This is a genomic window from Microbulbifer discodermiae, from assembly GCF_040742695.1.
Classification (GTDB): Bacteria; Pseudomonadota; Gammaproteobacteria; order Pseudomonadales; family Cellvibrionaceae; genus Microbulbifer.
Window position 1 is genome coordinate 40,711 of the sequence record NZ_JBFLAB010000001.1, and the last position, 13,323, is coordinate 54,033.

Annotated in this window: 10 protein-coding genes; 5 read left to right on the top strand and 5 right to left on the bottom strand. The window is 60.7% G+C overall.

Annotation, left to right across the window (positions count from 1 at the left end; all coding sequences use genetic code 11):
• Positions 1–366 precede the first annotated feature (366 nt).
• The 5 genes from pilB to AB1S50_RS00155 all read left to right on the top strand — a co-directional run bounded on the left by pilB (position 367) and on the right by AB1S50_RS00155 (position 6,146).
• A complete protein-coding gene (gene pilB, locus AB1S50_RS00135; protein WP_367148332.1) occupies positions 367–2,079 on the top strand; it encodes a type IV-A pilus assembly ATPase PilB in 1,713 nt (570 codons plus the stop codon).
• A 94-nt stretch (positions 2,080–2,173) separates the two neighbouring features.
• Positions 2,174–3,385: a type II secretion system F family protein gene (locus AB1S50_RS00140; protein ID WP_367148333.1), complete on the top strand. Its 1,212-nt coding sequence runs from the start codon at positions 2,174–2,176 to the stop codon at positions 3,383–3,385.
• Between the two features lie 3 nt (positions 3,386–3,388).
• Complete coding sequence (locus AB1S50_RS00145; protein ID WP_367148334.1) at positions 3,389–4,261, top strand: prepilin peptidase; 873 nt, start codon at positions 3,389–3,391, stop codon at positions 4,259–4,261.
• Positions 4,262–5,318: 1,057 nt separating this feature from the next.
• Positions 5,319–5,924, top strand: a complete 606-nt coding sequence (gene coaE / locus AB1S50_RS00150) for a dephospho-CoA kinase (RefSeq protein WP_367148335.1) — start codon at positions 5,319–5,321, stop codon at positions 5,922–5,924.
• A gap of 6 nt (positions 5,925–5,930) precedes the next feature.
• Positions 5,931–6,146: a DNA gyrase inhibitor YacG gene (locus AB1S50_RS00155; protein WP_367148336.1), complete on the top strand. Its 216-nt coding sequence runs from the start codon at positions 5,931–5,933 to the stop codon at positions 6,144–6,146.
• 150 nt (positions 6,147–6,296) lie between these two features.
• Here the strand turns inward: AB1S50_RS00155 and mutT are convergent, their stop codons facing one another.
• From mutT to lpxC, 5 genes are all read right to left on the bottom strand, one after another.
• Positions 6,297–6,695 carry an 8-oxo-dGTP diphosphatase MutT gene (mutT, locus tag AB1S50_RS00160; RefSeq protein ID WP_367148337.1) on the bottom strand — a complete coding sequence of 133 codons (399 nt, stop codon included), beginning with the start codon at positions 6,693–6,695 and terminating at the stop codon, positions 6,297–6,299.
• Positions 6,695–7,894, bottom strand: a complete 1,200-nt coding sequence (gene argJ, locus AB1S50_RS00165) for a bifunctional glutamate N-acetyltransferase/amino-acid acetyltransferase ArgJ (RefSeq protein WP_367148338.1) — start codon at positions 7,892–7,894, stop codon at positions 6,695–6,697. The genes mutT and argJ overlap by 1 nt, the downstream gene beginning before the upstream one ends.
• Positions 7,895–8,215: 321 nt before the next feature.
• Positions 8,216–10,963 (bottom strand): preprotein translocase subunit SecA, encoded by a 2,748-nt coding sequence (gene secA / locus AB1S50_RS00170; RefSeq protein ID WP_367148339.1) that lies wholly within the window; start codon positions 10,961–10,963, stop codon positions 8,216–8,218.
• A gap of 159 nt (positions 10,964–11,122) precedes the next feature.
• Positions 11,123–12,061, bottom strand: a complete 939-nt coding sequence (locus tag AB1S50_RS00175; RefSeq protein WP_367148340.1) for a M23 family metallopeptidase — start codon at positions 12,059–12,061, stop codon at positions 11,123–11,125.
• 220 nt (positions 12,062–12,281) lie between these two features.
• Positions 12,282–13,193, bottom strand: a complete 912-nt coding sequence (gene lpxC / locus AB1S50_RS00180; RefSeq protein ID WP_367148341.1) for a UDP-3-O-acyl-N-acetylglucosamine deacetylase — start codon at positions 13,191–13,193, stop codon at positions 12,282–12,284.
• Between the last annotated feature and the right edge of the window lie 130 nt (positions 13,194–13,323).

Sequence of the window (13,323 nt, forward strand, 5' to 3'; positions counted from 1 at the left end):
ATCTTTGTGCCAATTCGCGCAAGCGGAGATTTACCGGGCATTAGTGGGATTTTTGCCTGTTTTTTAAGCAAAAAACTTCTACTTTGACCCTAACTTTCAAATAGTGACAAAAAGCGTCACTTTAATCCCCAAACCGTCATGGTTTAATCAGGAACAGTCACAAATTTCCCATGGAGATATATTGGAATTTTTACAGCAGTTGATTTTACTCGACAAGGAATATAAGGATAAAAGCCGGAGCCGCGCCGATTGGCGATACCGGCGGGTTTGGTTATAGTTGGGCCTGGGCTGACCCCGGGCCGCAGCTTTTTTCGCACTGGGCCAGCCCATTAAAAATACAATTATCCTGAGCCAGATCAACACACCATGAGCAGTACTCCCCTCAACGGCCTGGCCAAGCGGCTGGTGGCGGACCAGATTCTGGACGAGTCCACGGCCCTGTCGGCCAGCAAGGCCGCCAGACGGGAAAACCAGACCTTTGCCCAGCACCTGGTGGAGGCCAAGCTGGTGAAAAGCCGCGAGCTGGCCCTGATCGCCTCCCAGGCGTTCGGCTCGCCCCTGTTCGATCTGGGCAGCTACAACTTTGACCTGATCCCCAGGGATATTGTCGACGAGCGGTTGATCGGCAAGCATTTCGCATTACCGCTGTACAAACGGGGCAACCGACTGTTTGTGGCAGTGGCGGACCCCACCAACCTGTCCGGGCTGGATGAATTCAATTTCAACACCGGCCTCAACACCGATGCGGTGCTGGTGGAGGCGGACAAGCTGGCCAAGGCCATCGATGGCTACCTGTCCGACAATAACGATATGGGGGCCGGCCTGGAGGGCCTGGACGACGAGGAGCTGGAGGGGCTGGAAGTGGGGGCCGAGGCCCCCGAAACCCGGGACAATGACGACACCGTTGGCGACGAGGCGCCGGTGGTGCGGTTTGTGAACAAGGTGCTGCTGGACGCTATCCGCGGCGGCGCCTCGGATATTCACTTCGAGCCCTACGAAAAAACCTACCGGGTACGTCTGCGCACCGACGGGGTGCTGCAGGAAGTGGCCCGTCCCCCCATCCAGCTGGCATCGCGGATCTCAGCCCGACTGAAGGTGATGTCCCGGATGGATATTTCCGAGCGGCGCCTGCCCCAGGACGGCCGTATCAAGATGAAGCTGTCCAAGACCAAGGCCATCGATTTCCGTGTCAACAGCCTGCCCACCCTCTGGGGGGAGAAAATCGTGCTGCGGATTCTGGACCCGTCATCGGCCAAGCTGGGGATCGACGCCCTGGGCTATGAGGACGAGCAGAAAAAGCTCTATATGGATGCCCTGGCCCAGCCCCAGGGCATGATTCTGGTGACCGGGCCCACCGGCTCCGGCAAGACCGTCTCCCTCTATACCGGGCTCAATATCCTCAACACTCCGGAGCGCAATATCTCCACCGCCGAGGACCCGGTGGAGATCAACCTGGAGGGCATCAACCAGGTCAATGTAAATCCCAAGGTGGGCCTCAATTTCGCCGAGGCGCTGCGCTCCTTCCTGCGCCAGGACCCGGACATCGTTATGGTGGGCGAGATCCGCGACCTGGAAACCGCCGAGATCGCCATCAAGGCGGCGCAGACGGGGCACCTGGTGTTGTCCACTCTGCATACCAACTCCGCCCCGGAGACACTGACGCGACTGATGAATATGGGGGTGCCCACCTTCAATATCGCCACTTCCGTCAGCCTGATTATCGCCCAGCGGCTGGCGCGCCGCCTGTGCAACGAGTGCAAAAAGCCCGTCAACCTGCCGGAGGAGGTTTTGAAAAACCAGGGTTTCGATGTTGTCGCTATTCCCCGGCAGGAGTGGAAACTCCGCCAGCCGGTGGGCTGTGAACACTGCTCCGATGGCTACAAGGGCCGGGTGGGGGTCTATGAAGTGGTTCGCATCACCGACGGCATCTCCCGCATTATAATGGAGGGCGGCAATTCCATTCAGATCGCCGACCAGGCGAAACAGGAAGGGTTCAACGACCTGCGCACCTCGGCCCTGCGCAAGGTGGCGCTGGGGATCACCAGCCTGGAGGAGGCCAACCGGGTGACCAGTGATTAAACAACTCAGCTTTTTTAGCCACAAATAACCACAGACAGTTCACTCAGGGTACGGGCCGCCGCGCCAGTCCAAAATAACAAGGGGAAGCCTCACTATGGCCAATGCCAGCGCAGTCGCCTATGTCTACAAGGGTGTGGACAGCAAGGGCAACAGGGTTGAAGGCGAGATCAACGGCACCACTCCCGCACTGGTGAAGGCCCAGCTGCGCAGGCACGGGATCATCGCCAGCCGGGTGCACAAGAAACCCAAACCCCTGTTTGGCGGCAAAAGGAAGGTCAAGCCGGCGGATATCGCCCTCTTCACCCGGCAGATGGCCACCATGATGAAGGCCGGGGTGCCGCTGGTACAGAGCTTCGAGATAGTGGCCGACGGCCTGGACAATCAAGGGGTCAAAGAGCTGGTATTCAAGATCCGCGACGATGTAGCCTCCGGTATGCCCTTCGCGGAAGCCCTGCGCAAGCATCCATTGCACTTTGACGATCTGTTCTGCAACCTGGTGGCCTCCGGCGAACAGTCGGGGGCACTGGAAACCATGCTGGACCGCATCGCCACCTACAAGGAAAAAACCGAGTCCCTCAAGGCCAAGATCAAAAAGGCCATGACCTACCCCATCGCAGTGTTGGTGGTGGCCATAGTGGTGACCTCCATTCTGCTGATCAAGGTGGTGCCCCAATTCGCCGAGACCTTCTCCAGCTTCGGTGCCGAACTGCCCGCCTTTACCCGACTGGTGGTGGGAATGTCCGAGTGGATGCAGGCCCACTGGTTTATACTGCTGGTGGTCGTATTGCTGGCTATTGGCGGCACCATCGAGGCCAAGAAGCGCAGCAAAAAGGTGGCGGAATTCTTCGACCGGCTGATTCTGCGACTGCCTATTTTCGGCCAGGTCACCTACAACTCCATCGCCGCCCGCTTTGCCAGGACCCTGTCCACCACCTTTGCCGCCGGCGTGCCCCTGATCGATGCGCTGCAGTCGGTGGCCGGCGCCACCGGCAATTCCGTCTACGAGAAAGCCACCCTGGATATCCGCGATTCCGTCGCCACTGGTATTCCCCTCAACAACGCCATCCGCACCTCGGGCCTCTTCCCCAGTATGCTGGTGCAGATGGCGTCCATTGGCGAGGAGTCCGGCGCCTTGGACGAGATGCTGGCCAAGGCGGCGGACTTCTACGAGGAGGCGGTGGACAACATGGTGGACAACCTCACCACCCTGCTGGAGCCCATGATTATGGCGGTGCTGGGGATACTGGTAGGGGGCCTGATGATCGCCATGTATCTGCCCATATTCCAGCTCGGCAACGTGGTATAAATCGTGCTGGATCAAATACTATTGCACCAGGCACTGCCGGTCGGCGGCGCCTTTGTATTGGGGCTGCTGATCGGCAGTTTTCTCAATGTGGTGATCCACCGGCTGCCCATTATGATGGAGCGGGCCTACCGGCGGGATTTCTTCGACTATTTTGGCCAGCGGCCGGATGCGGCGGAACAGCAACTGCTGGACACGCCCTTCAACCTGTTCCTGCCCCACTCCCACTGTCCCCACTGCGAAGCGGAGATCAAGCCCTGGCACAATGTGCCCCTACTCAGTTACCTGGCCCTGAAGGGCCGGTGCCGCCGCTGCGGCAAACCCATTTCCAAACGCTATCCGCTGGTGGAACTGGCCACCGGCCTGCTTACCGCCATCGTGGTCTGGCAGCTGGGTTTCACCTGGCAGGCCCTGGCGGCCTGCGGCTTCACCTGGGCGCTGGTGGCGCTCACCGGGATCGATTTCGACAAGCAGTTGCTGCCGGATGCCATCACCCTGCCACTGCTGTGGGCGGGGCTGCTGGTGAATATCTGGGGGCTCTTCGCCCCATTGCAGGATGCGGTCATCGGCGCCATGGCCGGCTACCTGTCCCTGTGGCTGGTGTACCACCTGTTCAAACTGGTGACCGGCAAGGAGGGTATGGGGGCCGGAGATTTCAAGATTCTGGCGGCCATCGGCGCCTGGTTTGGCTGGCAGCTGCTGCCGCTGGTGATTCTTCTGTCCGCCGCTGTGGGCGCCGCGGCGGGGATCACCTGGAGCCTGGTGGCCGGCCGCGACCGCCGCCTGCCCATCGCCTTCGGTCCCTACCTGGCCGGCGCCGGCTGGATTGCGATGCTGTGGGGGGCGGAGATTATGAGCTGGTATTTTTCCCTTTGGTGATCCAATCGATGGTTCCTTTGGTAATCCAATCGATGGTCCCTCATCGATTGGATTGTCGCCTTGAAAATCTGCGCAATTACGCGGAATTGCTTGTTTTTCAAGGGCTCGCGCTGGCCTTCGACCAGCGGCGGCACATTCCTGTACCGCGTTAATCCGGTAATCCAACCCTGAACCCGTATCGATTGGCTTGCCGCCGATGACATTCTCCACAATTATGTGCAATCGTTTGTTTTTCAGGGACTCGCGCTGGCCTTCGACCAACAGTGGTACATTCCTGTGCCGCGTTAACTCGGTAACCCAACCCTGAACCCGTATCGATTGGCTTGCCGCCGATGACATTCTCCACAATTATGTGCAATCGTTTGTTTTTCAGGGACTCGCGCTGGCCTTCGACCAACAGTGGTACATTCCTGTGCCGCGTTAACCCGGTAATCCAACCCTGAACCCATATCGATTGGATTGTCGCCTTGAAAATCTGCGCAATTACGCGGAATTGCTTGTTTTTCAAGGGCTCGCGCTGGCCTTCGACCAGCGGCGGCACACCCCTGTGCCGCGTTAATCCGGTAATCCAAACGGGGAACCCGTATCGATTGGCTTGCCGCCGATGACATTCTCCACAATTATGTGCAATCGTTCGTTTTTCAAGGGCTCGCGCTGGCCTTCGGCCAGCGGCGGTACATCCCTGTGCCGCGTTAATCCGGTAATCCAAACCTGAACCCTTGCCGACTGGATTGTGGCCGATGAAAATCTACGCAATGATGCAAAACCACCCCAGCTAGGGCCTGTTGACACTAACTGAGTTGGCCCTATTGTGACAGAAAAGGTGCCAATCGAGGCAAGAGGAGAGCGGTTTGGTTGTTCCAAATGAGCGACGAGCAACGAAGAGTGGCGCCTTTTCCGGCACAACCCGAAGGGCTGCCCCTGGTTTCGCGCCCTGCGGCGTTAGAAATTGCTTATGTGGGCCCACCACACAGCGCAATTCCTGCCTTGCAGGCCACAAAACCAGTGGCAGCAGGGCTATCTCAGTTAGTGTCAACAGGCCCTAGGAAAGCACCCTATGTACACAGTTGGCCTGACCGGCGGTATCGGCAGCGGCAAGTCCGCCGCGGCGGCCTGCTTCCGGGCCCTGGGCGTGCATGTGGTGGACGCGGACCAGGCGGCACGCCTTGTGGTGCAGCCGGGCCGGCCGGCGCTGGAAAAAATCGCGGCCCGTTTCGGCACTGAAGTACTGCTGGAAAACGGCGAACTGGACCGCGCCCGTCTGCGCCGCTTGGTGTTCGACGACCCGGACCAGCGCCGCTGGCTGGAAGGGCTGCTGCACCCGCTGATCCGCACGGAGATTATCGCCGCCCTGCAGGTGAGCAAAAGCCCCTATGCGATGCTGGAATCGCCACTGCTGATCGAGTCCCGCCAGGACCAGCTGGTGCGGCGAATCTGTGTGGTGGACCTGCCGGAGCAGCTCCAGCTGGAGCGCGCCTGCCGGCGGGATGGCGCCGACCCGGTGCAGATCCGCAAGATTATGGCGGCGCAGCTGAGCCGCACCCAGCGGCTGGCGCGCGCCGACGACCTGCTGGATAATAGCGGGGATTCCGGTGACCTGGAGCGGCAAGTGCAACCACTGCACCAGCGCTATCTGCAACTGGCCGCGTCAGACAAGAGATGAGATTTTATGCCGCAGGACACTTCCGACCCGACACCGACACTCCCCTGCCCTAGCTGCAAGCGGCCGATTACCTGGAGTGCTGATTACCCCCACCGGCCTTTTTGCAGCGAGCGCTGCCAGCTGATGGACCTGGGGGACTGGGCCAGCGAGTCGCACCGGATTCCCGGCCAGCCGGTGTACGATGATCTGCTCAGCGGGGATCTGGACCTCACCCAGCACTAACAGGTTGTTGAAAAAGGCATCCCGCCTGTTTCAAAACACGAAAAGCGAAAAATGTGATTCTCACTTTTCTCGCAAAATCAACGACTCAGGTATCGCCGATTTTGCCGGAACATCCCTATTCCGGTACCAGGCGTCGAAATTTTTCGAATTTCAACAGCCTGCTAGGACCTGTGCGCGGATCGCTTCGATAATGGCCAGATTGGCATCGGGAAAGCGAAACTCCCCCAGGGATTCCACCGGTACCCAGCGCACTTCCTGACCCTCCGCGCCCCTGGGCTCACCGTCGAAACCGGTGACCCACCAGGTATCCAGCAATACCCGCTTGTCGCCGTAGTCGTGCCGGATCTCCACCAGGGGTTTGAGCTGCGTAACCCGGATGGCCACTTCCTCCCGCAGTTCGCGGGTCAGTGCCTGTTTTGGGGTTTCACCCGCCTCCACCTTGCCCCCGGGCAGTTCCCAGCGGTCCCCCATATGCCGGTGGGCATGGCGCCGGGCGATCAGGATGGCGCCCTGCCGGTACACTGCGCCCACCGCCACATGCACCCACATCAGCTGCGGTACTCGGCGTTGATGGCCACATAGTCCCGGGACAGGTCGCAGGTCCAGATATGTTCCTCTGCCCCGCCGCGGCCCAGGTCCACGGTGATGGTGAATTCCGGCCGGGCAAACACCCGCTGGCCCGCCTCCTCCGTATAGTCGGGCGCCAGCCCGCCGCCGGCCACCAGCTGCACTTCATCCACAAAGAGGTTGACCCTTGAGGGGTCCAGCCCCTCCACACCGGAATTGCCCACCGCCATCACCAGCCGCCCCCAGTTGGGGTCCGAGGCGTAGAGGGCGGTCTTGACCAGCGGTGACTCCCCCACCGCAAAGGCCACTTTGAAAGCTTCGTCACTGGACGCGGCGCCCCGCACCTGGACGGTGACAAACTTGGTGGCCCCTTCGCCGTCCCGGACTATGGCCTGGGCCAGCTCCACATGCACCTGGACAATGGCGTCCCGCAGGCGCCGGTAGTTGTCATCGTCGGCCTTATCCAGCCGCGGCCCGGCGGCGCCACTGGCGATCAGCACAGAGGCGTCGTTGGTGGAAGTGTCCCCATCCACGGTGATGCGGTTGAAGGATGCCGCCACGGATTCCCGCAGCAGCGACTGCAGCAGTTGCGGTTCTATATCGGCGTCGGTGGCCACATAGGCCAGCATGGTAGCCATATTCGGCTGAATCATGCCCGAACCCTTGGCCATACCCACCACCCTGATGGTCTCCCCATCCAGTGTGACACTGCGCTGGGCCAGCTTGGGGCGGGTGTCGGTGGTCATAATGGCCCGGGCGGCATCACTCCAGCCATCTGCAGCCAGCCGCGAGGCGGCCACCGGTATGGCTTCAAGCAGCTTTTCCAAAGGCAGGGGTTCGCCGATTACACCGGTACTGAAGGGCAGTACCTGTTCCGGCGCCAGCCCCAGTGCCCGGCCTACGGCGGCACAGCAGGCGCGGGCATCGGCGATGCCCCGCTCGCCGGTGGCGGCATTGGCGTTGCCGGCATTGATCAGCAGCGCCCGCACACCATCGCGGCACAGATGCTCCTTCGCCACGGTCACCGGGGCGGCGCAAAAACTGTTGCGGGTAAAGGTGGCGGCTACGGCCGCACCCGGGTCCAGCGCCACGAGCACCAGGTCATCCCGGTTCCAGGGTTTGATATTGGCCGCTACGCTGGCCAGCCGGACTCCGGCGATGGATGCTATGGATTCCATCATAGTGCCTTCCTGTCTCCCTAAAGTTGCCTGTACCCGGGGCGGGGCTTTTCAGCAGACTGCTGACCCCGGCGCCGGTAAAGGGCCGCTATTATTTCCCCTGAAATTCGGGGACTCAAGGCATTTCCAAATTTTTCTGCGGAATTCAATTGAATATCCGCAGATACTATCAACCTGACAATCCAAGAGATGTTTCTCCACCCATTGAATTCTGGCCCTTAACCCAGCGCGGCTGCGGCACATCCCTGTGCCGTATTAATCGGTATTCGTTGACGAAAAAGGCCCCGCTGAGCGGGGCCTTTGGGTCAATGCAGGAATTACGACTTAACTCTGAGGGGACGACACCAGCTTGCCGCAACACTGCTTGTATTTTTTGCCGGACCCGCAGGGACAGGGGTCATTGCGCCCCACTTTGGGTCCGCGGCGCACCGGCTCCTGGGGCGGTGGCGCCGGCTGGTCGCCGGCCTCGGGCAGGGCGCTGGCCTGGGCGTGCTGCAATTCCAGCTGCTGGCGGCGCTGCTCTTCCAGGCGGCGCTGCTCCATTTCCTCCATCTGTTCGCGGGTCATGGGCTCCACATGGGCCAGCACGCGAATCACCTCATGCTTGAGGTTGTCCAGCAGACTCTGGAACAGGTGGAAGGACTCGCGCTTGAACTCCTGCTTGGGGTTCTTGTTGGCGTAAGCGCGCAGGCCGATACCGGCGCGCAGGTGATCCATGCTGGCCAGGTGCTCTTTCCACAATTGGTCCAGCACCTGCAGCATAATCTGCCGTTCGATGGTGGCCATCAGCCCGGTATCGCCGGTGGATTCGCCGATACGGGTCACCTTGGCATCGTAGGCTTCCTGTACCGAGGTGGTGATTTTCTCCCGCAGACTCTCCTCGTGCAGGGTGCGGTCCTCGTCCAGCCACTGCTGCACCGGCAGGGGCACACCCATTTCGGCGGTCAGCTGCTTCTCCAGGCCGGAAATGTCCCACTGCTCCTCGACACTCTGGGGGGGCACATGGCCTGAGATAAGTTCGTTGACCACGTCGACGCGAACAGCGGTGATGGTGTCGCTGATGTTGTCCGCCTGCAGCAGTTCGTTGCGCTGGCTGTAGATCACCTGGCGCTGGTCGTTGGCGACGTCGTCGTACTCCAGCAGCTGTTTGCGGATATCGAAGTTGCGGCCCTCGACGCGGCGCTGGGCTTTTTCGATGGCGTTGGAAACCATCCGGTGCTCTATAGCCTCGCCCCGCTCCATCCCCAGCATCTGCATAAAATTCTTTACCCGCTCGGAGGCGAAAATCCGCATCAGGCTGTCTTCCAGGGACAGGTAGAAACGGGTTGCACCCGGGTCCCCCTGGCGCCCGGCGCGGCCCCGCAGCTGGTTGTCGATGCGGCGGGATTCATGCCGCTCGGTGCCGATAATATGCAGGCCGCCGGCCTCGATCACGGTATTGTGGCGCTGCTGCCAGGCCGCCTTTACCTCCGCCACCTCGGCTTCGGTGGGCTCCCGCCCCTGCTGTTCGCGCAACTCGGCGATTTCCGCCTCCCAGTTGCCCCCCAGCACTATGTCGGTGCCGCGCCCGGCCATATTGGTGGCGATGGTGACGGTGCCGGGGCGACCGGCCTGGGCAATGATCTGCGCTTCCTTTTCGTGGTACTTGGCATTCAGCACCTGGTGCTTGATCTTCGCCTTGGTGAGACGCCGGGACATCTCCTCAGAAGTCTCGATGGAGGCGGTACCCACCAGGATCGGCGCCTGCTTGTCCCGACACTCCTCGATGTCGGCGATCACCGCTTCCATCTTCTCTTCTTTGCTCAGGTACACCAGGTCGTTGCGATCGTCCCGCTGCACCGGCATGTTGGTGGGAATCACCACTACGTCGAGGCCATATATCTGGCGGAATTCGAATGCCTCTGTGTCGGCGGTACCGGTCATGCCGGACAGCTTGGGGTAGAAGCGGAACAGGTTCTGGAAGGTGGTGGAGGCCAGGGTCTGGCTCTCGCTCTGGATCTGCACCCCCTCCTTGGCCTCCAGCGCCTGGTGCAAACCCTCGGACAGGCGCCGGCCGGGCATGGTGCGGCCTGTGTGCTCGTCGATCAGCACCACCTGGCCATTCTGCACTATATAGTCCACATCCTTGTTGAACAGCACATGGGCCCGCAGCGCTGCGTGCACATGGTGCAGCAGGCCCAGATTGCCCGGGGCGTACAGGGATTCGTCCTCCTGTATCAGGCCGCTGCGGGCCAGCAGGTCCTCGACCAGCTGGTGGCCGTCTTCGGTCATTTCCACCTGGCGGGTCTTCTCGTCCACCGAATAGTGGCCTTCGCCCCCGTCCACGGACCGCTGCAACTGCGGCACCAGTTTGTTCATGGCCACATAGAGGTGGGAGGAGTCCTCCGCCGCACCGGAAATAATCAGCGGGGTGCGCGCCTCGTCGATGAGGATGGAGTCCACCTCGTCCACAATGGCGAAGTTCTGCGGGCGCTGACTGCGGTCCTCCCGGCGCAACACCATATTGTCGCGCAGATAGTCGAAACCGAATTCGTTGTTGGTGCCGTAAGTGACGTCGGCCTGGTAGGCGGTTTTTTTGTCCTCGGGGTTCTGGTTGGAGACGATGACGCCCACGGACATGCCCATAAACTCGTACACCGGCCGCATCCAGTTGGCGTCGCGGCTGGCGAGATAGTCATTGACGGTAACTATGTGCACGCCCTTGCCTTCCAGCGCGTTCAGGTAGGCCGGCAGTGTGGCCACCAGGGTCTTGCCCTCACCGGTGCGCATCTCGGCGATGCGCCCTTCATGGAGCGTCATGCCGCCGATCAACTGTACGTCGAAGTGGCGCAAACCCAGGGAGCGGCGACCGGCCTCGCGCACTGCGGCGAAGGCCTCCGGCAACAGCTGGTCCAGGGTCTCGCCGGCGCCGAGGCGCTGCCTGAATTCATCCGTCTTGGCTCTCAGGGCGGCGTCGTCCAGCTGTTTGTATTCGTCTTCCAGCGCATTGATCTTTACGACTGCACGGCGCATGCGCTTCAACTCGCGGTCATTTTTTGAACCGAAGACCGTCTTTATCAGTTTGCCAATCATTATTCAGTAACCACTCAATTCTGTAGTGCGGTAGCGGCCATCTGGGGCGCCGGCTCAAAGCCGGGGCCGGGGGCGGTACCGGGTTGGGGTGCAAGTAAACAGGAAGGCGCTGCGGCTGGCAACTCCAGCGGCAGCGCCGCGCACAGGGAAGAGTAGTTGCTAGCGGCCGGTGCGGCGGATGTAGCTGGCGGGATCGACCGGACGGTCGTTCTTGTACACCTCGAAGTGTACATGGGGGCCGGTGGAACGGCCGCTGGACCCCATTAGGGCGATGACCTGGCCCCGCTTGACCACATCGCCCAGTTTGACCTTGAGCTTGCTGTTGTGCCCATAGCGGGTTTTGTATCCATTGCCGTGGTTGATCTCCACCAACTGGCCATAGCCATAGCGCTCCTCCGCCCAGGTGATGACACCGGCGGCCACCGCCACCACGTCGGAGCCTTTCTTGCCGGCGAAATCAACTCCCTTGTGCCAGGAGCGGCGCCCGCTGAAGGGGTCGGTGCGGTAACCGTAGCGGGACGACATCCAGCCGCGGCCGATAGGGCGGCCGGCGATAAACTGCTCGTCCTGCAGCTGGCGCTCCGCCAGCAGGGATTCCAGGGTAGTCAACTGCATCTGCCGGTCTTCGATCTCGCCGGACAGGTCATCCAGTGCCTGCAGAAACTCGGGGGGCTGGTAGGGCAGTTCGGAGGCCCCGGCTATGCCCGGATCCTCCGGGCCGCCCACGGCGGGGGGAGTACCGAACTGAAACTCCCCCTCATCCAGTTTGGCTACAGTGGTGAGGCGTTCCCCCAGGGCGTCGATACGGGTCAGGCGGGCCTGCATTTCCGCCAGCTTCACCGTGACGGCGGTGAGCTGCTCGCGGGCCTCGCGATCCGCCCTGTCTATCTGCGCCTGCTGCTTGCGCAGGGCCTTGTTCCAGGCCTTTACGGTGCGGGCGTCAAAGGTGTCGCTTTCCGCCACGGGGATATTCATACCCAGCCAGAAGGCGGTGGCGGGCAGACCCAACAGGCACAGCCCCAGCAGGGCTCTGCTGAGGCCACCGAAGTTCAGGCTGCGGGAAACGCCGCTGCGCTCGTTGACGAAAATTACTTTCATATCAGGCGTTGTTGTAGAGTTGGGACTTTTTTGTTGTCGTAATTATTGTCGCACCGTAACCGCGGTCGCTTCTGTGCACTCCGTTCCACTCACGCCTTTCCAATGGCATTTGCGACTGTACTCTTTACTACCGGACCATACTTCTAAGTGGGTTGCCGAAAAACCCTTTTCAACAGGCCATCGGCAAAAAGCCGGCACTTCTGCCGGCTTTGTGTGTGATTCAAACTGCCAGTATTGGCTTCACATAGGAGATGGGCGCTTCTTCCTCTTCCTCGAAGGTCACCATTTCCCAGGCATCCGTCTGCGCGATGAGGCTGCGCAGGGATTTGTTGTTGAGCGCGTGACCGGACTTGTACGCCTTGTACTCGCCGATCAGGCTGGTTCCCAGCAGATACAGGTCACCGATGGCATCCAGTATCTTGTGCTTCACAAACTCGTCCTCGTACCTCAGGCCGCCTTCGTTGAGGATGCGGTAGTGGTCGATAACCACCGCATTGTCCACACTGCCCCCCTGCACCAGGCCCTTGGAGCGCAGGTATTCGATTTCGTGCATAAAGCCGAAAGTGCGCGCACGGCTGACTTCCTTCACAAAGGAGGTGCTGGAGAAGTCCACTGAGGAGGTGAGGTTGCGGCCCTGGAATACCGGGTGATCAAAATCGATGGTGAAGGTGACTTTGAATCCGTTGAAAGGCAGGAAGCTGACAACCTTGTCGCCCTCCTCAACGGTAACCGGCTTCTTGATCCGCAGAAACCGCTTGGGTGCCGACTGCTCCTGGATGCCCGCCGACTGAATCAGGAATACGAAGGGACCGGCACTGCCGTCCATAATCGGAACTTCCTGCGCACTCAACTCGACGATGGCGTTGTCGATGCCCAGGCCGGCCATGGCGGACAGCAGATGCTCGACGGTGGCCACCCGCACGTCATCCTTCACCAGGGTGGTGGAAAGCAATGTGTCACCTACATTCTCGGCCCGGGCCTCTATCTCGACCACCGGGTCCAGGTCTGTGCGACGAAACACTATACCGGTGTCCGCGGGCGCCGGTTTCAGGGACAACACGACTTTCTTGCCCGTGTGAAGACCCACGCCTGTGGCGCGAATAGCATTTTTGAGTGTGCGCTGTTTGATCATGAAACCATCATTTTCCGGTAGGTGGGACTGGCACAGGGGCCACAGCAAGCGGCCGATAGTACCAGAAATCTAACGCCAAAACTATTGTTCGTCCGGCAGTCATCGGTTTTTGGCGGTTATCCCTTTTTCC